The 20,447-nt window shown below is 74.6% G+C and carries 20 protein-coding genes; 10 read left to right on the top strand and 10 right to left on the bottom strand.

The window, feature by feature from the left end; all coding sequences use genetic code 11:
• Positions 1-9: 9 nt before the first annotated feature.
• Positions 10-690, top strand: a complete 681-nt coding sequence (locus RM425_RS12030; RefSeq protein WP_311345445.1) for a DNA alkylation repair protein — start codon at positions 10-12, stop codon at positions 688-690.
• 12 nt (positions 691-702) lie between these two features.
• On the opposite strand, the gene RM425_RS12025 is transcribed toward RM425_RS12030, so the two are convergent.
• Positions 703-1,284: a TIGR03086 family metal-binding protein gene (locus RM425_RS12025; RefSeq protein ID WP_311345444.1), complete on the bottom strand. Its 582-nt coding sequence runs from the start codon at positions 1,282-1,284 to the stop codon at positions 703-705.
• Positions 1,285-1,335: 51 nt separating this feature from the next.
• A complete protein-coding gene (locus tag RM425_RS12020) occupies positions 1,336-3,138 on the bottom strand; it encodes an EAL domain-containing protein (RefSeq protein ID WP_311345443.1) in 1,803 nt (600 codons plus the stop codon).
• Positions 3,139-3,288: 150 nt separating this feature from the next.
• On the opposite strand from RM425_RS12020, the gene RM425_RS12015 reads away from it, so the two are divergent.
• Positions 3,289-3,708 carry a DUF1810 domain-containing protein gene (locus RM425_RS12015; protein ID WP_311345442.1) on the top strand — a complete coding sequence of 140 codons (420 nt, stop codon included), beginning with the start codon at positions 3,289-3,291 and terminating at the stop codon, positions 3,706-3,708.
• On the opposite strand, the gene RM425_RS12010 is transcribed toward RM425_RS12015, so the two are convergent.
• A complete protein-coding gene (locus RM425_RS12010) occupies positions 3,705-5,222 on the bottom strand; it encodes a class I adenylate-forming enzyme family protein (protein WP_311345441.1) in 1,518 nt (505 codons plus the stop codon). The two genes, RM425_RS12015 and RM425_RS12010, sit on opposite strands and share 4 nt — an antisense overlap.
• Positions 5,223-5,345: 123 nt before the next feature.
• Here RM425_RS12010 and RM425_RS12005 point away from each other — a divergent pair, with 123 nt between their 5' ends.
• The gene (locus RM425_RS12005) at positions 5,346-6,383 is read left to right on the top strand and encodes a glutathione S-transferase family protein (RefSeq protein ID WP_311345440.1); all 1,038 of its coding nucleotides are present in this window, start codon (positions 5,346-5,348) and stop codon (positions 6,381-6,383) included.
• 5 nt (positions 6,384-6,388) lie between these two features.
• On the opposite strand, the gene RM425_RS12000 is transcribed toward RM425_RS12005, so the two are convergent.
• The gene (locus RM425_RS12000; protein WP_311345439.1) at positions 6,389-7,897 is read right to left on the bottom strand and encodes a phospholipase D-like domain-containing protein; all 1,509 of its coding nucleotides are present in this window, start codon (positions 7,895-7,897) and stop codon (positions 6,389-6,391) included.
• A 76-nt stretch (positions 7,898-7,973) separates the two neighbouring features.
• On the opposite strand from RM425_RS12000, the gene RM425_RS11995 reads away from it, so the two are divergent.
• The 5 genes from RM425_RS11995 (at position 7,974) to RM425_RS11975 (ending at position 12,175) form a co-directional block, all read left to right on the top strand.
• Complete coding sequence (locus RM425_RS11995) at positions 7,974-8,738, top strand: AAA family ATPase (protein ID WP_311345438.1); 765 nt, start codon at positions 7,974-7,976, stop codon at positions 8,736-8,738.
• Positions 8,739-8,834: 96 nt separating this feature from the next.
• Positions 8,835-9,572, top strand: coding sequence for an acyl-CoA thioesterase domain-containing protein (locus tag RM425_RS11990; RefSeq protein ID WP_311345437.1), 738 nt, complete (start codon positions 8,835-8,837; stop codon positions 9,570-9,572).
• A gap of 70 nt (positions 9,573-9,642) precedes the next feature.
• Entirely contained in the window at positions 9,643-10,380 is a 738-nt protein-coding gene (locus tag RM425_RS11985) for an acyl-CoA thioesterase domain-containing protein (RefSeq protein ID WP_311345436.1), read from the top strand.
• 104 nt (positions 10,381-10,484) lie between these two features.
• A complete protein-coding gene (locus tag RM425_RS11980; protein ID WP_311345435.1) occupies positions 10,485-11,105 on the top strand; it encodes a hypothetical protein in 621 nt (206 codons plus the stop codon).
• Between the two features lie 26 nt (positions 11,106-11,131).
• Positions 11,132-12,175, top strand: a complete 1,044-nt coding sequence (locus RM425_RS11975; protein WP_311345434.1) for a hypothetical protein — start codon at positions 11,132-11,134, stop codon at positions 12,173-12,175.
• Between the two features lie 96 nt (positions 12,176-12,271).
• Here RM425_RS11975 and RM425_RS11970 read toward each other — a convergent pair whose 3' ends face one another.
• From RM425_RS11970 to RM425_RS11950, 5 genes are all read right to left on the bottom strand, one after another.
• On the bottom strand, positions 12,272-13,321 hold the full coding sequence (locus RM425_RS11970) for an acyl-CoA dehydrogenase family protein (RefSeq protein WP_311345433.1): 1,050 nt from the start codon (positions 13,319-13,321) through the stop codon (positions 12,272-12,274).
• A gap of 103 nt (positions 13,322-13,424) precedes the next feature.
• On the bottom strand, positions 13,425-14,585 hold the full coding sequence (locus RM425_RS11965) for an acyl-CoA dehydrogenase family protein (RefSeq protein ID WP_311345432.1): 1,161 nt from the start codon (positions 14,583-14,585) through the stop codon (positions 13,425-13,427).
• Between the two features lie 75 nt (positions 14,586-14,660).
• Positions 14,661-15,317: an alpha/beta fold hydrolase gene (locus RM425_RS11960; protein WP_311345431.1), complete on the bottom strand. Its 657-nt coding sequence runs from the start codon at positions 15,315-15,317 to the stop codon at positions 14,661-14,663.
• A 104-nt stretch (positions 15,318-15,421) separates the two neighbouring features.
• Complete coding sequence (locus tag RM425_RS11955) at positions 15,422-17,680, bottom strand: SpoIIE family protein phosphatase (RefSeq protein WP_311345430.1); 2,259 nt, start codon at positions 17,678-17,680, stop codon at positions 15,422-15,424.
• Between the two features lie 2 nt (positions 17,681-17,682).
• Positions 17,683-18,483 (bottom strand): alpha/beta fold hydrolase, encoded by an 801-nt coding sequence (locus tag RM425_RS11950; protein ID WP_311345429.1) that lies wholly within the window; start codon positions 18,481-18,483, stop codon positions 17,683-17,685.
• 234 nt (positions 18,484-18,717) lie between these two features.
• On the opposite strand from RM425_RS11950, the gene RM425_RS11945 reads away from it, so the two are divergent.
• Entirely contained in the window at positions 18,718-19,488 is a 771-nt protein-coding gene (locus tag RM425_RS11945; RefSeq protein ID WP_311345428.1) for a hemerythrin domain-containing protein, read from the top strand.
• 9 nt (positions 19,489-19,497) lie between these two features.
• Here the strand turns inward: RM425_RS11945 and RM425_RS11940 are convergent, their stop codons facing one another.
• The gene (locus RM425_RS11940) at positions 19,498-19,641 is read right to left on the bottom strand and encodes a hypothetical protein (RefSeq protein ID WP_311345427.1); all 144 of its coding nucleotides are present in this window, start codon (positions 19,639-19,641) and stop codon (positions 19,498-19,500) included.
• A 122-nt stretch (positions 19,642-19,763) separates the two neighbouring features.
• On the opposite strand from RM425_RS11940, the gene RM425_RS11935 reads away from it, so the two are divergent.
• Positions 19,764-20,417, top strand: a complete 654-nt coding sequence (locus RM425_RS11935) for an alpha/beta fold hydrolase (RefSeq protein WP_311345426.1) — start codon at positions 19,764-19,766, stop codon at positions 20,415-20,417.
• Positions 20,418-20,447: the final 30 nt, after the last annotated feature.

The following is a 20,447-nucleotide window of genomic DNA, read 5'->3' as shown; positions in this document are numbered from 1 at the left end:
AGGAACGAGATGACCGCGACGACCGGCACGACCGTGGCCGAGGTGATGGCCGAACTCGCCGCCCTCGAGGACCCCAGGGTCCGTGCAGTGAACGAGCGGCACGGCGACGACCACGGCGTGAACCTCACCCGGCTGCGCGCCGTGGCCAAGCGGCTGAAGACGCAGCAGGACCTCGCTCGCGAGCTCTGGGCGACCGGCGACACCGCGGCGCGACTGCTGGCACTGCTCGTCTGCCGGCCCAAGGCGTTCGAGCGCGACGAGCTGGACCGCATGCTGCGGGAGGCGCGCGTGCCCAAGGTGCAGGACTGGCTCGTGAACTACGTGGTGAAGAAGAGCGCCCACGCCGAGGCGCTGCGCCCGGTCTGGTCGGCCGATCCCGACCCCGTGGTCGCGAGCGCCGGCTGGGCGCTGACCACCGAGCGCGTGGTCAGGCAGCCCGAGGGACTCGACCTACCGGGCCTGCTGGACACCGTCGAGGCGGAGATGAAGAACGCCCCCGACCGCCTGCAGTGGGCGATGAACGAGTGCCTGGCACAGATCGGAATCACCCACCCCGGGCACCGCGCCCGGGCGATCGCGATCGGGGAACGCCTGCGGGTGCTCGAGGACTACCCGACGTCCCCGGGCTGCACCTCGCCGTTCGCACCGGTCTGGATCGCCGAGATGGTGCGCCGGCAGGAGGCCGGCTAGGCGCTCCGGCCCTCAGCGGGCCGTCCAGGCCGGGTCGCGCCCGGTAGCGCCGATCAGCCGGTCGAGCAGCGGCGCGTCCAGCGGCACCGGGACGACGGGCCCGTAGAGCCCGGCCCGCGCCTGCGGGTCGTCGCCGAAGGACTCGGCGAACTCCAGGCACCGGCGCACCGACTCCTCGTCCGGCGCGAACTCCTGCCCCGTGGCGACGGCGAGGTCCCAGCCGTGCACCACCAGCTCGTCCAGCGCGACGACCGCCATGAGCGACGCCGGCATCTCCACTCCTCCGGCCTCGGTCACGCCGTCCCACGCGTCGGGCTCCCGCCAGGCGTCGACCAGCTCGTCCAGCCGCGCCGGGAGCCGCGTGCGCCAGTCCGGGGCCAGGTTCGCGGCGTCCGCCTGCGGTCCGCCGTCGGGCACCGTCTTCTCCGCGGCCATCCGGAAGGCCAGCGTGAGCCCCACCAGGTGGTCGAGCAGCCCGGCCACCGAGGTGGCCTCGCACGGCGTCGGGTCGCACAGCCGGCTGTCCCGCACCCCGGCCGCCACCCGCCGGACCGCGTCGGCGGCAGGGGCGAGGTCGAACGTCGTCGTCTCCATGCCTGGCAGACCTGGACTCCGGGCCGGAGTCATCGGTCGGCGGGCGGTCGATCAGGACGCCGGGAAGTGCGTCCCCAGGTCGGCCAGCGGCGCCGGGCGGGCGAACAGCCAACCCTGGGCGTAGCGGCAGCCCATCGCCAGCAGCTCCGCGCGCTGCTCGGCGGTCTCGACGCCCTCAGCGGTGACCGCCATGCCGGCGCTCTCGGCGAAGTCGACGAGCAGCTGCACCACCGCCCGGTCGCGGTCGTCGGTGCCGATCCCCTGCACGTAGGAGCGGTCGATCTTCAGCCCGTCGGCGCGCACGTCCCGCAGGTGGCGCAGCGACGTCCCGCCGGCGCCGACGTCGTCGAAGGTCACCTCGAACCCCGCGGCGCGCAACCGGACCAGCGGCTCGACGGCGGCCGCCAGCTGGTCGACCAGCAGGTGCTCGGGCACCTCGACCCGCACGACCGCAGGCTCCAGACCGGCCGCGGCGACCGCGGACTCCAGCACGTCGAGCAGGCCCGGGGTGAGCAGCCGGTCGGTGCTCACGTTGACGTTCAGCGCGACGCCGTCGGCGTCCGGCCCACCGGCCCGCCGCCAGGCGGCGAACTCGCGGGCAGCGGTGCGGAGCACCCAGTCGTCGAGCTCGGTCAGCTGGCCGGCGCGCGCGGCGGCGGGCAGGAAGGCGTCCGGGGAGAGCAGGCCGAGCCGGGGGTGCTGCCAGCGGACCAGCGCCTCGACGCTGCACAGCCGGCCGTCGGCCAGCGCGACGATGGGCTGGAAGAGCAGCCGGAGCTCTCCGCGCGCGATGACCTCCGCCACCGTGCTCCCCACCAGCGGGTCGGCGTCGGCCGAGGTCGTCACCACCACCGGGCCGGTGACGTGGTCGCCGCCGTCCCGCTTGCCCGTGTACATGGCCAGGTCGGCGGCGCGCACCAGCTCCGTGGGGTCGACGCAGCCACCCGCGCTCACGGCGAGGCCGGCGCTGATCCGCAGCCGCTCCCGCACCCCGTCGGCCCGGCCGATGGCGGCCACCGCGGCGTGCATCCGGCCGGCGATCGACGAGGCGACATCGGTGTCCAGGGCGTGCCCGACGGCCGGGGTGGCCTCGATGTCCAGGCACACGGCGAACTCGTCGCCGCCGAGCCGGGCCACCAGGTCGGTCGGGCGGGCGGCCTCGGTCAGCGCGTCGGCCACCTGCTGCAGGAGCAGGTCGCCGCGGTCGTGACCGAAGGTGTCGTTGACCAGCTTGAAGCCGTCGAGGTCGAAGTAGACGACCGCCGTCTGGTGGCCCTCCTGGGTGGCGCTGCGCCGGCAGGACTCCTCGACCCGGCCGAAGAACGCGTGCCGGTTCGCCAGGCCGGTGAGCGGATCGCGCAGCGCCTGCCCGGCGAGCGCCTGTGCCAGCGCGGACAGCAGCACCGGCATCGGGACGGCCAGCACCGCTCCGTCGGTGCTCCGCACGAGCACGTGGTCCTGGACGTGGTCGGGGTGCCGGGTGATGGCCCGGCTGGACGCCTCCACGACGGTGGTGGACGGCGCGAGCGTGAGCGCGTCCCACTGCGCGACCTCTGCCACGTCACGGCGGCCGTAGAGCGACCGACCGTAGCCGTAGGGCCCGCTCATCATCGCCTCGAAGCGACTCCGCTCGACCAGGCCCACGACCCCGTCGACGTCGGGATGGGTGACCACCGCGCACCCGGCGCCGCGCGACCGGCCGAACGCGCGGTCGAGCTCTTCGCAGCTGCTCGCCCCCGAGAGCACCGGAACGGACTGCGCCAGTGCCTCCAGCGTCGGCGTCTCCCCCGACCCGCCGCCGACGGGGTGCAGCGCACCGAGACCGTCCTGGACCCGCGCAAGATGAGTGATCACAAGATCACTTCGGTTGCCGGCGGCCGGCGCTCGACCGTCCTCCGGCGCAACTCACCCGGGCGAGGGGTACGAGCGCCTGACCTGCGGCTTCGTCGTGACGGAGGTCACTGCGGTTGCCGCCGCCGGCGGCGCCGGGAAGCGTTCGCGGACGTGAGCGACGCCTTCGACCTGCAGCGCTTCGTCGACGCCCAGCGCGACAGCTACGACACCGCCCTCGCCGAGCTGCACTCCGGGAGCAAGCGCAGCCACTGGATGTGGTTCGTGTTCCCGCAGATCGCGGGGCTCGGCCACAGCGCCACCGCCCAGCACTTCGCGATCAGCGGGCTCGACGAGGCGCACGCCTACCTGGCGCACCCGGTGCTCGGCCCCCGGCTGATCGAGTGCACGCAGGCGCTGGTGGACCTGGACGGCACCGACGCGGTCGCCGTCCTCGGTCCGGTGGACGCGCAGAAGCTGCGCTCGTCCATGACCCTGTTCGCGCACACCGACCCCGGTCAGCCGCTGTTCCGCGCCGTCCTCGACCGGTACTTCGCCGGCCGGGACGACGAGGCGACCACCAGTCGGCTCTAGCGGCGCGGGATCTCGACCCAGCCCTCGCTGCCGCGCAGCGTCGTCTTGAGCACCTTGCCGCCGGCGTTGCGGGGCAGCGGCTCGCCCAGCACCCGCACGAACTGCGGCACCTTGTAGTCGGCCAGCCGCTCCCGGGCGAAGGCGATCAGCGAGGGCACCAGGTCGTCGCCCGCACCGTCCCGCGGCAGGACGACGGCGCCCACCTTCTCCCCCATCACCGGATCGGCGACGCCGACGACGGCCACCTCGATCACGTCGGGGTGCTCCGCGAGCGCGTTCTCCACCTCGACGGAGTACACGTTCTCGCCGCCGCGGTTGATCATGTCCTTCGCGCGGTCGACGATCCGCACCATGCCGTCGGTGATCATGGCGACGTCGCCGGTGTGCAGCCAGCCGTCGACGAAGGTCTCCGCCGTCCGCGCCGGGTCGCCCCAGTAACCGGCCACCACGTTGGGGCCGCGCACCAGCAGCTCGCCCACCCCCGACACCGGGTCGGGCCGGTCCAGCCGCACCTCGTCGACCGGCGTCGGGAAGCCGACCGAGTCCGCGTGGTCGAGCGCGTACTCGTGCGGCAGGAAGGTGGCGATCGCCGTCGTCTCGGACAGCCCGAAGCCGTTGCCCACCCGCGCGTGCGGGAAGGCGTCCAGCAGCCGGTGCACCAGTTCCGGCGCGATCGGGGACCCGCCGTAGCTGAGGGTGCGGATGGAGGAGACGTCGGTCGTCGCGAAGTCCGGGTGCCGCAGGGCGAGCTCGAAGATGGTCGGCACGGCGGTGACCAGCGTGACCCGGTGCTCCTGGATCGCGGCGAGGAAGGCAGCCGGCTGGAACTGCGGCATCACCACCGACTGCCCGCCCAGGCCCATCTGCGTCATGAACTGCGAGCAGCAGCCGGTGACGTGGAACAGCGGCACGGAGATCAGCCCCACGTGCTCCGGGCCGCGCTCCAGCGTCCGGCAGCGGACGACGCTCTCGACCGTGGACAGGAAGTTCTCGTGGGTGACCATGGCGCCCTTGGGGCGGCCGGTCGTGCCCGAGGTGTAGAACAGCGCCGCGACGTCGCCGTGCGCGCGCACCGGGATCTCCCCCGGCTCGCCGTCGGGCAGCGGGACGCCGGGCAGGACGACGTGAGCGGCGCCGGAGTCGCCGAGGATGTACTCGACCTCGGGCTCGGCCAGCCGGGTGTTCATCGGGACGACGATCGCGCCGGCCAGGTGCCCGCCCCAGAACGCCAGCGCCCAGTCCACCGAGTTGCCCAGTCGGATCGCCACCCGGTCGCCCGGGCGCACCCCGGCGTCGCGCAGCCCACCGGCGACCCGCAGCGCGCGCTCCCACAGCTGCGCGAAGGTGATCGACGGCCCGCCGAGCTCGACCACCGCCGTCCGCTCGCCGTGCCGCTCGACGGTGCGGCGCAGCATGTCGACGACGGTGCCGCCGACACCCGCGTAGCGGCGGATCCCGTCCGCGCCGACGTCGATGCCGCTGGTGTCGAAGGGGTACTGCCCGACCGCGACCACGTGCTCTCCCCACTCCCGGCGCCCGGCGGCTCCGCCCCGGCATTCTGCGCTGTCCCCACCGCCGCACGCGTCATCGGGGCGGTCCGGGGTGTGAGCCGGACGGCGACCGGGCACGCTGACGGGGTGAGTGACAAGAGCACCAGCGGGTCCGGGTACATCGAGCCGGAGTTCACGCGCGACGAGAAGTACATCTCCGACCGCATCACCGCCGACGGGCGGGACGGCTGGCCGGTCGAGGCCGGCCGCTACCGGCTGATCGCCGCCCGCGCCTGCCCGTGGGCCAACCGCACGATCATCGTGCGACGGCTGCTGGGTCTGGAGTCGGCGATCTCGATGGGGCTGTGCGGGCCGACGCACGACGCGCGCAGCTGGACCTTCGACCTCGATCCGGACGGCCGCGACCCGGTGCTCGGCTACGAGCGGCTGCAGCAGGCCTACTTCGCCCGCGACCCGGAGTACCCGAAGGGCATCACGGTGCCGGCGGTCGTCGACGTCCCGACCAGGGCCGTGGTCACCAACAACTTCCCGCAGATCACGCTGGACTTCTCGACCGAGTGGACGGCCTTCCACCGCGACGGCGCGCCCGACCTCTACCCCGAGCACCTGCGCGACGAGATGGCCGACGTCATGCAGCGCGTCTACACCGAGGTCAACAACGGCGTGTACCGGTGCGGCTTCTCCGGATCCCAGCGCGCCTACGACGCGTCCTACGAGCGGCTGTTCACCGCGCTGGACTGGCTGGAGGAGCGGCTCACCGACCGCCGCTACCTGATGGGCGACACGATCACCGAGGCCGACGTCCGGCTGTTCACCACCCTGGCCCGCTTCGACGCCGTCTACCACGGCCACTTCAAGTGCAACCGGCAGAAGCTGACGGAGTTCCGCGCCCTGTGGGGATACGCCCGGGACCTGTTCCAGACCCCCGGGTTCGGCGACACCACCGACTTCCCGCAGATCAAGGAGCACTACTACGTCGTCCACGCCGACATCAACCCGACGCAGATCATCCCGGCGGGACCGGACACCGCGGTCTGGCTGACCCCGCACGGCCGGGAGGAGCTGGGTGGCTCCCCGTTCGGCGACGGGACCCCGCCCGGGCCGACCCCGGAGAGCGAGCGGGTGCCCGACGGCCACGGCCCGGGAGGCATCCCGCACCGCTGACCGCGTCAGCGGCGACGCCGGAACGACCCCTTGATCCGCCCCCAGCGGTCGGGGGTGCGTTCGGCGTCCAGCAGCTCGGTCTCGGCCAGTGCCCGGTCGACGACGTGCTGCCGGGGCGGCTCGAACGGCTGCAGCGTGCGACCCGTCCGGTTCCGCAGGCTCTCCACCGCGCGGATCAGCGAGCCGTCGTGCTCCCGCACCGCCGCGGCCACCGCCGACGGCTCCACCCCGAGGTGCTCGCCCAGCAGCCGGTGCCGCATGCCCAGGACCGCCTCGGTCAGCTCGGCGCGACGGGCGTCCTCCTCGCGCACCTCGATGGTCAGGTCGCACTCGGAGTCCAGCCCCATCGAGCGGTTGTTGAGGTTCGCGCTGCCGATCCGCAGGAGCCGGTCGTCGAGCACCAGCACCTTGGCGTGCACGTACACCGGCCGGCCGCCGTCGGTCACCGGCACGTAGATGCGGAAGCGGCCGTGCACGTCGGCCTTCCGGACGACATCGAGCAGCCGGGCGCGGGCGGTGCCCATCGCCTTCTCCTCCAGCCACCCGACCGCCGACTCGGGGTTGACGACGATGAACTCCGGTCCGTCGTCCTCACCCAGCCGGTCGGCGATCGCCTCGGCGATCCGGCGGTTGGCGAAGTACTGGTTCTCGATGTAGACGACCTCCCGGGCGGCCGCGATGGCGGCCAGCCAGAGCAGTTCGATCTCGTGCACCAGCTCCGTGCCGCCGTGCTCGGGCCGGGTGCGCGAGATGGCGACGTCGACGTCGCCCAGCAGCGGCTCGACGCCGTCGGGCCAGCAGGGCTCGACCTCCTCCACGGGCTCCAGCCGGCTGCCGGTCCCGCTCTCCCACCGCTCGCGCGCCAGGTCGCCCAGAGCGCGTGCCGCCGGGCCGGACACCAGGGTGGTCACGTCGTGCCACGGGCCCGTCGACCGCCGGGAGGTGGGGCGGTGCCGGAGCGGGTGCCGGTCGAGGTGCTCGGAGGTGTCCCAGCGGTCGGCGGTGACGTCGATCCCGCCGGCGAAGGCCAGGCAGTCGTCGATGACCACGATCTTCTGGTGGTGCGCCGCTCCCACCGGGTGGTGGTGGTCCCCGAAGAACTCGAGCCGCTCGGGGGCACGGCGCATGACCAGCGCAGCGGGCAGCACTCCCCGGCGCAGGGACTCCACCGCCCCCATGCCCCACTGCAGCACACCGATCTCCAGCTGCGGGTTGTCCCGGACCGCCGTCTCCAGCACCCGGCCGAGCCGGTCGTCGCGCCCCCGCCCCGGGCTGCGCGGGTCCAGCCGGATGCGGGGGTCGAAGTCCCAGCCGATGAAGAGGACCCGCCGCTGGGCGGCCAGCACCGCCTTCTTGAGGACGGCGAAGTAGTCGGCGGCGTCGACGAAGACCGCGTACCGGGCCGCCCGCTCGATCCGCCAGCAGGTCTCCCCGGGGACCAGCACCACACCGTCCGCGACGTCCGGAGCAGACCGGTCCGCCGGTCCGCCCGTGGAGGTCCGAGGTTCGATCACCCCGGAAGTGTGCCGCAACGGCGGCACCGATCCCGGCTCGTCGGCACCTGCGGCCGCCGGATGCCACGATCGTGTCATGGTTCCCGCGGCGCGTTCCGGCGCCGGCCGGCAGCCCGGCGCGCCGGTCACCGGGCTGACGATCGACCGTGGGCAGTCCGACCCGGGGCGGTGGCCGTACACCGTCCCCGCCGTCCGGCACGTGTACGACTCCGGGCTGCCGCTGACGCCGGGCGCCACGGTGCTGATCGGCGCGAACGGGGCCGGCAAGTCCACGCTGGTGGAGGCGATCGCCGCGGCCTGGGCCCGCCGGATCACCGCCTTCCGCCAGGACTGGCTCCAGCGGTCCATCGCCGAGCCGGCCGCCGAGGACTCCGACCTGCACCGCTCGCTGCGGCTGGCGTGCACCCGGGGCGGACCGACCGGAGGGCTCTTCCTGCGCGCCGAGCGGCTGCACGCCCAGGCCGAGCAGTTCTCCGGCCGCGGTCGCTGGCGCGACCGGATCGACGGTCCGCTGCTGGGCCGCAGCCACGGTGAGGGCTTCCTGCAGGTGCTCGCCGGCATGGTCGCCGAGGCCGGCCTCTACGTCCTCGACGAGCCCGAGTCGGCGCTCTCGTTCGACAGCAGCCTCGTGCTGCTGACGATCCTGCAGGACATGCTCGCCGCGGGCAGCCAGATCGTGCTGGCCACCCACTCCCCGGTCCTCGCCGCGCTGCCCGGGGCCACCCTGCTGCAGCTCGACGACCACGGCATCGCCCCGGTCGCCTACGACGACTGCGACCTGGTGACGGCGTGGCGGGCCTTCCTGCACCGGCCCCAGGACTTCCTCCGCCACCTGGGCTGACCGGGGACGCGGGGGCACGGCGATAGGGTCGAGGCACCCATCCCGTCTCCCGAAGGGCCCGACCAGGTCCTCAGCACCCTCGCAAGGAGCCTGCTCGTGCGGCCCGCCTTCTTCACGCTGACCGCTGACCGCTTCGTCCCGGACGAGAGCGCCGCCAGCTGGTGGGTGCCCGGCATGCTGAGCGGCCCCCTGCTCGGCGGCCTGCTCGCCCGCGCGCTCGAGGCCGAGCACGGCGACCCGGACTTCCAGTTCAGCCGGCTGACCGTCGACCTCTTCCGCAACGCCCCGTTCGAGCCGGTCCAGGTGACCACCGAGGTCATCCGGCAGGGCCGCCGCATCCGCGTCACCGAGGCGCGCGTGCTCACCAGCATCGGCGTGGTGGCCCGCGCCAGCGCCGTGCAGCTGCGCCGCGGCGAGCAGCCGCCCAGCCCCGTCCCCACCCGGACGCCGCACTGGGACGCCCCGGACCCGACCCCGCTGACCGACACGTACACCGAGTTCCTGCCCGACGGCGACCACTCCCGCCGGGGCATGTGGATCCGCGAGGACCGGCCGCTGGTGGCCGGCGAGCCCCTCTCCCCGTTCGTCCGGGTCGCGCTGGCCGCCGACGAGGGCAGCCCCGTGGCGCACCGGGGCGAGACCGAGCTCGAGTTCATCAACGCCGACTACACGCTCACCCTCAGCCGGGATCCGGTCGGGGCGTTCATCGGCCTGCAGGCCGGCGGCCACGTCAGCGAGGACGGCGTCGCGGTCGGCCACGCGACGGTGCACGACGAGAAGGGGCCGATCGGCTTCAGCATGTCGACCGCCGTCGCGAACATCCGCCGCGTCTGACCACTGCGTCCGGCTTCACCCTGTCCGCCCTGCCCCGCCCCGCCCCGCCCCGCCCCGAAGGAGCCTGCTCGTGCGGCCCGCCTACTTCACGCTGACCGACGAGGGCTTCGCGCCCGGCGAGAGCGCCAAGAGCTGGTGGGTGCCAGGCATGATCCACGGCCGCCTGCTGGCCGGGCTGCTCGCGCGCGAGCTGGAGACCACCCACGGCGACCCGGAGTTCCAGTTCAGCCGGCTCACCGTCGACATGTTCCGCAACGCCCCGTTCGAGCCGGTCCAGGTGAGCAGCGTCGTCGTCCGGCAGGGGCGCCGCATCCGCGTCACCGAGGCGACCGTGACCACGGGCATCGGCGCCGTCGCCCGCGCCAGCGCCGTGCAGCTGCGCCGCGGTGAGCAGCCGCCCAGCCCGGTCCCCACCCGGACCCCGCCGTGGGACGCCCCCGACCCGGGCACCCTCCCCCGCTCGGTGCACGAGTTCGGCGACGAGGGCCACCCGGCCCGCCGGCGGATGTGGATCAAGGAGAAGAGCCCGCTCGTCGACGGCGAGATCCTGTCCCCCTTCGTCCGCGCGGCGCTCGCGGCCGACATGGCCAGCCCGCTGGCCCACCGCAGCGAGGACGAGCTGGAGTTCATCAACGCCGACTACACGCTCACGCTGAGCCGCGATCCGGTCGGCGACCACATCGGCCTGGAGTCCGGCGGCCACGCCAGCGAGGCCGGCGTCGCGGTCGGGCACTGCGCGATGCACGACACCCGGGGCCCCATCGGCTACAGCATGGCCGTCGCCGTCGCCAACATCCGCAACGTCTAGCGACCCGCCACCGGCGCTCGACTTCCCACTCCGCCGTCGCCTGCGTCACAGTGGGGGCGGCGGGCGCCTCCGGGGCTCCCGTCTGTGTCCGAGGGGGAATCGGCATGTACGCACGCTCGACCGGCTTCCAGGGCGATCCGCACCGGATCGACGACGCCGTCCACTACATCCGCGACAAGGCCATGCCCGCCTTGATGGGCATGGACGGTTTCGTCGGCATCTCGATGCTGGCCGACCGCAGCTCCGGCCGGTGCATCATCACCAGCTCCTTCGAGGACCTCGCCGCCCTGCGCCGCAGCGCATCGGAGATGCGCGGCATCCGTGCCCGGATCGCCGACGTCCTGCAGAGCCCCCAGTCGCTGGAGGAGTGGCGGATCGCGCTGCTGCACCGGGTGCGCAGCGCTCCCGAGGGCGCCCGCACCCGCGTGTCCTGGTGCCGCACCGACCCGGCCCGCCTCGACCCCACCCTGGACGCCTACGCCGAGAGCGTCGTCCCGCGGCTGAACGACCTGCCCGGCTTCTGCAGCGTCAGCGTCATGGCCGACGCCGAGCACGGCCGCAGCACGGCCGCGGTCACCTTCACCGACGACGCCGCTCTGCAGGAGGCCGGCGCCCGGATGGCGCCCGTGCTGGAGGAGTTCTCCCGGCAGCGCGGCGGCGAGGTCACCGACGACGCGACCTTCGACCTCGTCCTCGCCCACCTGCGCGTCCCCGAGACGGTCTGAGCCGACATCACCCAGGACGGAGATCCGTGACGACTTCCGAACCGACGCCCGGCACCGCGGGGCGGGGCCGGCACGCCGACCCGGCCGACCCCGAGGAGACCGCCGCCCCGGCTCCGGGCACCGGCGCGTCCGCCGTGACCACGGCGGCGAAGCCGTCCCGGCTCGGCGCCGGCGCCCCGCTCGGCCGGCACCCCGCCGGGGGTTCGCTGCTGCTGAGCTCCGGCCTGCTCCTCGGCCTCTTCCTCGCCCCCGCCGTCCTCGGCCGGCTCGACTTCGCCCTCACCGACCGCGCCACCGCCGCCGCCCGCAGTGCCGCGACGCGCTGGCCGGGAGGCGGCGAGCCCTGGTTCTGGCCGAACTGGGTGGCGCTGCTCGCCGGCGTCGTCGCGGTCGTCCTGGTGGTGGTCGCCCTGACCGGGGTCCGGCTGCCCGACGTCGTCGTCGCCGGGCTCGGCATCGCCCTGGCGGTCACGACGGCGCGGGCGGCCTGGGCGACCCTCGACGTCGTCGACGCCCGGATCTGGGACCTGCTCCCGGTCTTCGCCATCTGCCTGACGGCGTTCACCCTCGCCCTGTCGGGCGTGGCCCACTGGCGCTCGCCCGCCGACGACGATCCCGGCTCGGGTGCCGGCGGCGCCGCCACCGCGGTCCTCGCCGGCCTGGGGCTGGCACTGCTCCTCCTGCTCGGCGGGGCCACCGTCGCGCACGTCCAGGCCGAGGGCCTGGGCCCCGCCGGACCGCCGCAGGACGTCGCCGGGCTGCTCACCGTCCGGGCCGACGACGCCGCCGCGGCCGACGACCTCGCCGACCCCTGGGTCCCGCAGCTGGAGGCCGCGCAGGTTCCCGACGACGACGCGGCCACCGACCACTCGGCGCGCCACCGCGCGCGGGCGGGGCTGCTGCCGGTGCTGCTCGTGCGGGGTGACGACGTGACCGGCGGCGGCCTCGACGACAGCTGGTGGCTCAGCGTGGCCACAGAGGGCTTCGCCACCGAGGCCGAGGCGCAGCAGTGGTGCGCGGACGCGGGCCTCGCTCCGCCCCGGTGCGTGCCGCAGCAGCTCGCCGACTGAGTTCCGCACCCCGCAGTTGATCATCGTCGGATGGCTGCCCCCGCCGGCGTGTCGGCGAGCCGTATGACGATGATCAACTGCGGAGAGGAGAGGAGCTCAGACCGCCCGGGTGAGGGCGGGCCAGAGACCGTCCGGGCCGTCGGCCAGCAGACCCTGGGCCAGCACCCGCGACCAGACCAGCTCGCTGCCGGCCTCGTCCCGCCACGACCACAGCCGCTTGGTCAGGTGGTGCAGCTTGTGCTCCTGGGTGAAGCCGATCGCGCCGTGCACCTGGTGGGCCAGCCGCGCGACGACCTCGACCGCCGCCCCCGCGCGCACCTTCGCCGCCGCGGCCGCCAGCCAGAAGCTCGCCTCACCGTGGCCCAGGGACTGCACCGCGGCGTCGGTCAGCGCGGTCACCGCCGTCACCTCGCCGGCCATCTCCGCGAGCTCCATCTGGATGGCCTGGAACTTGGCCAGGGCGCGGCCGAACTGCTGCCGCTCCCCCGCGTACTGCACCGTCCAGGCCAGCACCTGCTCCAGCGCGGCGGTCAGCTGCACCGCCCGCGCGAGCGCGAACCCGGCCCGCAGCTCGCGCACCTGCGCCTCGCCGAGCGGAGCGCCCTGCGCCTGCACGCCGTCAAGGGTCAGGGACCCCCGGGGCTCACCGGCGAGGTTCACCGCGCCGGAGGCGGTCAGGCCCGCCGTCGGCAGCAGCACGAGCACCGGGCCGTCGGGCGAGGTCACGAGCAGGGCCACGTGCGCGGCCACCCCGGCCCACGCCACGTCGGTCGCGGTGCCCGTCAGCGTCCAGCCGTCGCCGGCCGGTACGGCCGTGACGCCGTCGGCGATGCCGAAGGTGAGCGGCTCGTCGAGCGGGGGCAGGGTCAGTCCGGCCGCGATCACCGCGGGGCCGGCGACCAGCAGCTGCTCGGCCACCGGCACCGCCCCGGCGCCGGCGGCCAGCGTGCGGACGATCGCCACGGCGTCGGGGAGCTCACCGCCGGAGCCGCCGGCGGCCTCCGGCAGCCCGACGCCGGTCAGCCCGGCCTCGGCGAGCGCGCTCCACAGTCGGGCGTCCCACCGCCGCTCCGGCGTCGGGTCGAACGGCTCGTGCCGCGTCAGGAGACCGCGGACGGTCTCGATCACCAGATCCTGATCACTCATCAGCGCTGTCCCCCGCTCGACTCCGCGCTCGTTCCGCTCCTCGGTCGCTGTCCCCCGCAAGCGGGAGGTGCCCCCAGCCAGTGGCGATGCTCGCTCGCTGTCGTCATCGCAGCCCCAATCCACGTGCGACGATCCCGCGCAGGATCTCGTTGGTGCCGCCCCGCAGCGTGAACCCGGGCTGGTGCAGCTGCGCCTCGGCCAGCGCCCGCGCCAGCGGGTCGGGCGAGTCCAGCGAGGGCAGCACGTCGACCACCCGGCGGACCTCCTCGATGACGTCGGCCTCGAACGTCGTCCCGACGTCCTTGACCAGCGCGGCCGGGATGTTGGGCAGCTCACCGCGGTCCAGGGCCGCCGCGATCCGCAGCGACATCTGCCGCAGCGCCAGCACCCGCGCCGAGAGCCGGCCGAGCGCCACCAGCCCGGCGGGGTCGCCCGAGGCGGCGACGCGGCGGCCGAACTCCGCCATGAGCGGGTAGGTCGACAGGAAGCGCTCGGGACCGGACCGCTCGAAGGCCAGCTCGGCTGTCACCTGGTGCCAGCCGTTGCCCTCCTCGCCGAGCAGCATGTCGCCCGGGACGACGACGTCCTCGAAGACGACCTCGTTGAAGTGGTGCCCGCCGTCCAGGATGCGGATCGGGTTGATCGTGATGCCCGGCAGCGACAGGTCGATCAGCAGCTGCGACATGCCCGCGTGCCGGTTCGTGGTGTCCACGGGCGCGGTGCGCACCAGCACGATGCCGTAGTGGGACAGGTGCGCGTTCGACGTCCACACCTTGGCGCCGTTGACCACCCAGTCGCCGGCCGCGTTGCGCGTCGCCTTCGTGCGGATCGAGGCGAGGTCGGACCCGGAGTCCGGCTCGCTCATCCCGATGACGAAGTAGCACTCACCGCGGGCGATCTTCGGCAGGATCTCCTGCCGCTGCTTCTCGGTGCCGTACTGCAGCAGGTTGGGGCCGGACTGGCGGTCGGCGATCCAGTGCGCGGCGACCGGCGCACCGGCGGCCAGCAGCTCCTCGGTGACGGCGTAGCGCTCCATCGCCGTCCGCTCGTGGCCGCCGTACTGCTTGGGCCAGGTCATGCCCAGCCAGCCGCGGGCGCCCAGCTTGCGGGAGAACTCGGGGGCCACGCCGGACAGCCAGGTGTCCACGTGCGTGCTGAAGCTGCCGGCGGTCAGCTCCTCGGCCAGGAAGTCGCGCACCTCGCCCCGCACCCGCTCGGCCGCGTCGGATCGCGGCGCCGGCGCCAGTGTCAACGGGTTGCTCATGCGACTCCCAGCTCGAGGTGGCTCTGCCTGCAGCCTCGGTTGTACAGGAGCGCTCCGAACGGTGCCGGGGCGCGGTCAGCCGACCACCGAGCCGATGGCGTCGACGACCGCCCCGGGAGCGTCGGCCGGGATGTCGTGGCCGCTGTCCGCGGCGGTCCGCAGCGCCCCGGCCGAGGAGAGCCCGCCAAGCGCGCGCTGCGCCGCCGTCCAGGCCGCCGAGCCGTCCCGCCCGCGGGCGACGACGACCAGCGGGAGATCCCCGAGCGGCTCGCCCCCGGCCGCCACGGCCTGCTCGGTCTGCTCCTGGATCGCGCGGAGGTCCAGCGCCTCCTCGGCCATGGCGACGTCGTCGAGGTCGTCGGCCCCCAGCGCCCGGGCCAGTCCGAACGCCGGCTCGACGCCGTCGAGCAGGACGAGTCCGGCGACGCGGTCCGGGTGTGCCAGCGCGTAGTCCAGGGCCGGGTAGCTGCCGAAGGAGTGGCCCACGAGGACCACCGCGCCGTCCCCGTCGGCCTCGGCGACCACGGCGTCCAGCTCGCGGCCCAGGTCCTCGGCGTCCCGGCCGGACCGCGTCGGGGCCGGGCTGTCCCCGGCTCCGGGGCGGTCGTAGCGGCACCACCGCCGGTCGGGCTCCAGCCGGTCGATCACCGGTTCGAACGACGCCGACGACGCCCGGTCCCCCAGCCCGTGCAGGAACACCACGGCCGGGAGCTCGGTACCCGCGCACTCCACCCGCTGCTCCTGCCCCGCGGCGTCCCTCACCGTCCCCCAGGAACTCGCACCGCACCCGGCCACGAGGCAGAGGGCCACCGTCGCTGCGAGCCGGAGGGGACGCATCAGAGGCGGGTGAGCACCAGCAGGGCGATGTCGTCGGCCCGGTCGGTGCCGGTGAGCTCGGCCAGCAGGTGGTCGCACAGGGCGTCGGGGTCGGTGGTCCCCGCGGACGACGCGGCCGCGAGCAGGAGGTCGAAGCCCTCGTCGATGTCGGCCGAGCGGCTCTCGACCAAGCCGTCGGTGAACAGGATCAGGCCGCCCCCCGGCGGCAGGACGCCCTCCCACTCCGCCGCGGCCGACGGCGGCGCGCCGAGCATCCGGCTCGGCCGGACCGGCAGGAACCCGGCCCGGCCGCCGGTGAGCACCACCGGCGGCGGATGGCCCGCCGAGGCGATCTGCAAGCGGCCCGACGCCGGGTCCAGCGAGGCGAACAGTGCCGTGGCCATGCGCCGCAGGCCCAGCAGCGGCCAGCCCGCCTGGAACCGGTCGACCACCGCGCCGGGAGAGGGGCCGTCGGCCAGCAGCGCGCGGTACACGCTGCGCAGCTGGCCCATCGTGGCGGCCGCGGTGATGTCGTGCCCGACCACGTCGCCGACCGCGAACCCCACCTGGCCCCCCGGCAGTTCGACGACGTCGTAGAAGTCGCCGCCCACGTCGACCCCGTGGGTGGCCGCCAGGTAGCGCACCGCGATGGCCAGGCCCTCCAGCGCGGGAGGCGCCGGGGGGAGCAGGTTGCCCTGCAGCGCGTGCGAGGTGCGGACGGCGAGGTCGAAGCGCTGCGCCCGCGCCACCACCAGGCCCAGCTGCAGCGCCAGCTGCTCGGCCACCTCGACGTCCGCCCCGGTGAACGGCCCGCGCCGGGCGTCGGCCGCGATGGTGAGCACACCCAGCTGCCGCCCCTCGGCGGTCAGCGGCACCGCGACCACGGCGGCCAGGTCCAGCGCCCGCATCACCTCCAGGTGCGCCTCGTCCACCGCGACCGACCGCAGGAAGTCGTCGTCGACCGTGCGGATCCACTGGGTCCCGCCGGTGCGCAGCGCACGGACGCTGGGGTGCGCGGTCGAGCGGCGCGGCAGGTGGTGGGTGCGCAGCTCCTCGGCGAGGTGCGCACACGCCGGATCGCCGTGGCGGACGGCGGGCCGGACGAGCCCCCCGTCGGTGTCCAGGTCGACGACGCAGAGGTCGGCCAGCCGGCCCACGACGAGCCCGGCCAGCCGGTCCACGGTCTCGGTGACGTCGGCGGCCTCGGCGAGCAACCGGGCCGCCTCGAGCAGGAACGACGCCCGCTCCGCCTGCCGGGCCGTCTCCTCGTGCAGGCGCGCCCGCTCCAGCGCCTGCCCCGCCTGGCGGCCGATCGTCCAGAGCAGGTTGATGTCGGCCGTCGTGAGCCTCGCGGTTCCGTCCGCGGGCTCGAGGCTGATCAGGTCGTCGACACCCTCGCCGAGGGCCAGCACCAGCACCCCGAGGCGCCGGCCGTCGGCGGTCACCGGCACCACCACGAGCTCGGACAGCCCTGCGGCCGCCATCGCCGCGGACAACCCCGGCTGCACCCGCCGCAGCCGGTCGTCGCGGACGATCGAGCGCACCCCGCGCGCGAGCTCCACGGCGAGCTGGCTGCCCGCGGCGTCGCGCAGCTCCGGCAGCAGGTTGGCCGGCAACCCCTCCGAGCGCGCCCGCCGCAGCGCGGGCACCCCCTCGGGGTCGTGCGGGTCGGCATCCACGAGGATCAGCGCTGCGCCCCGGGCCCGCAGGGCCTCGCTGCTGCGCTCCACGATGACCGAGGCGACGTCCTCCACCGAGACGGCGGCGGCCAGGTCCGACACCACCATCTGCAGCGTCAGCGACCGGAGCTCGGACTCTTCGGCGGTCCGCTGCGCGGCCAGCAGCTCGCGCTCGTAGCGCCGTCGTGCCGTGGCCTCGAACACCGTCGCCCGCAGCAGCAGCGGCGTGCCGTCGTCGTCCCTGATCTCCACCGCGTTGGCCAGGCAGGCCAGCGGCGTCCCGTCGGCCCGCACCAGGTCCAGGGCGATCTCGCGCACGGCTCCCTGCATCCGCAGCAGCGGGATCAGGTGGGTCTCGTAGTAGACCCGGCCGCCCATGCTCAGCAGGTCCTGGAAGCGCAGCCCCAGCACCTCTCCGGCGGGCCGGCCGATCCAGTCGCAGAAGGTCCGGTTGACCTTGACGATCCGGCCGTCGGGCAGCGACGAGAGGTAGCCCATGGGGGCGTTCTCGTAGAGGTCGGCGGGATCGTCCTCGAGCAGGTGGTCCAGCCGGCCGCACTCCTCCGGGCCGTTTCCGCCCGGGTCCTGCGGGCTGGTCACGGTCACCCCGGCAGGAAGGCTCGGATCGCCGCCGCCGTCTCCTCCGGGGCGCTCAGGTGCGGGCAGTGACCGGTGGCCGCGAGTTGGGTGAACACGCTGCCGGGGATCTGCTCGTGCACGTAGCGGCCCACCACCTCGGGCGCGATCACGTCCTCGGTGCACTGCAGCACCAGCGTGGGGACGGCGACACCGGCCAGGTCGGCGCGATTGTCGGACAGGAACGTCACGCGGGCGAAGTGCCGGGTGATGTCCGGATCGGTGCGGCAGAAGCTGTTGGTGAGCTCGGCGGCCAGCTCCGGCTGGTTCGGCGTGCCCATGATCACCGGCGCCATCTGCGCCGACCAGCCGAGGTGGTTGGCGTCCAGGGCGTCGAGCAGCCCGGCGATGTCGCTGCGGCTGAACCCGCCCACGTAGTCGCCGTCGTCGACGTATCTCGGGCTGGGGCCGATCATCACCAGCCCGCCGAACACCTCCGGGGCCTGCTGCATGGCCAGCACGCCGATCATCGCGCTCACCGAGTGCCCGACGAACACCACGTCGGTGAGGTCCAGCGCGCGGCAGATCTCGACGACGTCAGCGGCGTACCCGCGCAGCGAGTTGTACTTGGCGCGGTCGTAGGCCTGCAGGTCGGAGTTGCCGGCACCGACGTGGTCGAACAGCACGATCCGGTGGTCGGTCTCGAACTCCGGGACGACGAAGCGCCACATCTGCTGGTCGCAGCCGAACCCGTGGGCGAACATCATCGGCCGGCCCTCGGGCGAGCCGGTGAGGCGCACGCAGTTCCGCTGCAGGACCTTCTCCACGCGGTGAACCCTAGGGGAGGACGCCGGGCCTGTCTGCGGTCCACGCCCCCTGCGACCGGTGACGATGGGTCAGCCGGCGGACGCGCAGCGACAGGCTCACCGGCGCGCGCCCGCGACCTGACCGCCTGCGTTGCGGACATCCCTGTCGGGCGTTCCCGATCGGTCCTACCCTCGCCGCGTCGTCCTCGATCCGGGCCGGCCGGATCGCCGGCCCGACGCCCAGCGAGGTGCACCATGACCGCTGTCCAGGCCGCTGCGGGCACGTCCGTGCTGCCGGTTCCCCGACGCCCCGGCGACGACGGCCGGCCCGGGTCGCGGCGCGTGCCGCCGGACCCCGGCAGCGCCGCCGGCGCCGCCCAGCGGGTGGTGCACCAGGTGCTCCGCCGCGAGCTGCACCTGCTCGCCGAGCTGGTCAGCTGGGCCCCGCCGGCCGAGGCGGCACGCACCCGCGCCCTGACCGGGCACGCCGACCTCGTCGGACGGTTGCTGCTCGCGCACCACCGGCTGGAACGCGACGTCCTGTGGCCGGCGCTGCTGGGCGCCGTGCCGGACGGGGGGCAGGCGCCGCTGCGGACCGCCGTCGCCGACTGGACCGTCCGGGCCGGCCGCATCGACGCCGCGGTGCGCGACCTGGGCACCGCGGCGCGGCAGTGGGCGGTGGCGGGCACCCCCGCCGCCCGGGACGGCCTGGCGCTGGACTGCCGCCGCCTGGCCGATGCCGTCGCCGACCACACCGCCGCCGAGGAGCACGATCTGCTCCCGCTGCTGGACGCGCACCTGGGAGCCGCGCAGGTGTCCGCCGTCGCCTCGGCGGCTTCCTGCCGGCTCACCGGACGGGAGCGCCGGCTGGTGCTCGGCCTGGCGCTGGAGGACAGCTGCGCCGGGGACCGGGCACGGATCCTCAGGGGGCTGTCCCCGCCGGACCGGCTGGCCTGGCGGTGGCTGGGCGGCCGGCGGCACCGTGCGGACGTCGTCCGCCTGCGGGGGGCGCCCCCGGCGCGGTGAGCTGCCCCGTCAGTAGCGGGACGTGCCGCAGTCGGTGCACCGCTTCCGGACGGCGCTGGTCTCGGTCCGGCAGTTCTCGCAGGTCCAGCGGTCGCGGCCGCTGCCGTCGGGAGCGGGCCGCTGAACCGGCCGTTCCAGGGTGCTCGTCGTCATGTCCGTCCCCTCGTCGAGTACGGGGCCGACGCTAGGCAGCCGCTGTGACGGCATGGTGTCCGCACGGTTGCCAGGAGACGCGACGGCGATGAGTTGGCTCACTCGGAGCGGTCTCCTCTGCCGTGACCACGTTCGTGCTCGTCCCCGGAGCGGGCGGCAGCGCCTCCTACTGGCGCCTCCTGGTGCCCGAGCTGGAGCGTCGCGGGCACCGCGCCCTGGCCGTCGGCCTACCCGCCGCCGACCCGGACGCCGGGCTCTCCGCGTACGCCGACGCCGTCGTCGGCACCGTCCGGACGGCGCCGGGTGGTTCCGCCGACCCCGTGGTGCTCGTCGGTCAGTCGATGGGCGGGCTCACCACGCCGCTGGTCTGCGACCGGCTGCCGGTGCGGCTGCTCGTCCTGCTCAACGCGATGGTGCCCAGCCCCGGCGAGACGGGCGGCGCGTGGTGGGCGAACACCGGCCACGCCGATCCCGGGGACATGACGGCGGCCTTCTTCGCCGACGTGCCCGCCGACGTCGCCGCCACGGTGCAGGCCGAGCCCTTCGAGCAGGCCGATCGCCCGTTCGAGGACCCCTGGCCGCTGGACCGCTGGCCCGACGTGCCCACCCGCGTGCTGGCCGGCCGCGACGACCGCTTCTTCCCGCTGGACTTCCAGCGCCGGGTCGCCCGGGACCGGCTCGGCCTGACGGTCGACGAGCTCCCAGGCGGTCACCTCGTGGCCCTCAGCCGGCCGGCGGAGCTCGCGGAGCAGCTGGTGGCCTACCTCGACGCCTGACCGGCTCCGCCACCCGCCGGGATCGTGTGA

The organism is Blastococcus goldschmidtiae (assembly GCF_031845325.1).
Classification (GTDB): Bacteria; Actinomycetota; Actinomycetes; order Mycobacteriales; family Geodermatophilaceae; genus Blastococcus; species Blastococcus goldschmidtiae.
This window is presented reverse-complemented; position numbering and strand designations above follow the sequence as displayed.

Excerpts from the sequence above, each read along its gene's own strand:
- RM425_RS12030 (WP_311345445.1), top strand. The coding sequence starts at position 10 with ATGACCGCGACGACCGGCACGACCGTGGCCGAGGTGATGGCCGAACTC.
- RM425_RS12025 (WP_311345444.1), bottom strand. The coding sequence starts at position 1,284 with ATGGAGACGACGACGTTCGACCTCGCCCCTGCCGCCGACGCGGTCCGG.
- RM425_RS11995 (WP_311345438.1), top strand. The coding sequence starts at position 7,974 with ATGGTTCCCGCGGCGCGTTCCGGCGCCGGCCGGCAGCCCGGCGCGCCG.
- RM425_RS11980 (WP_311345435.1), top strand. The coding sequence starts at position 10,485 with ATGTACGCACGCTCGACCGGCTTCCAGGGCGATCCGCACCGGATCGAC.
- RM425_RS11970 (WP_311345433.1), bottom strand. The coding sequence starts at position 13,321 with ATGAGTGATCAGGATCTGGTGATCGAGACCGTCCGCGGTCTCCTGACG.
- RM425_RS11965 (WP_311345432.1), bottom strand. The coding sequence starts at position 14,585 with ATGAGCAACCCGTTGACACTGGCGCCGGCGCCGCGATCCGACGCGGCC.
- RM425_RS11945 (WP_311345428.1), top strand. The coding sequence starts at position 18,718 with ATGACCGCTGTCCAGGCCGCTGCGGGCACGTCCGTGCTGCCGGTTCCC.
- RM425_RS11940 (WP_311345427.1), bottom strand. The coding sequence starts at position 19,641 with ATGACGACGAGCACCCTGGAACGGCCGGTTCAGCGGCCCGCTCCCGAC.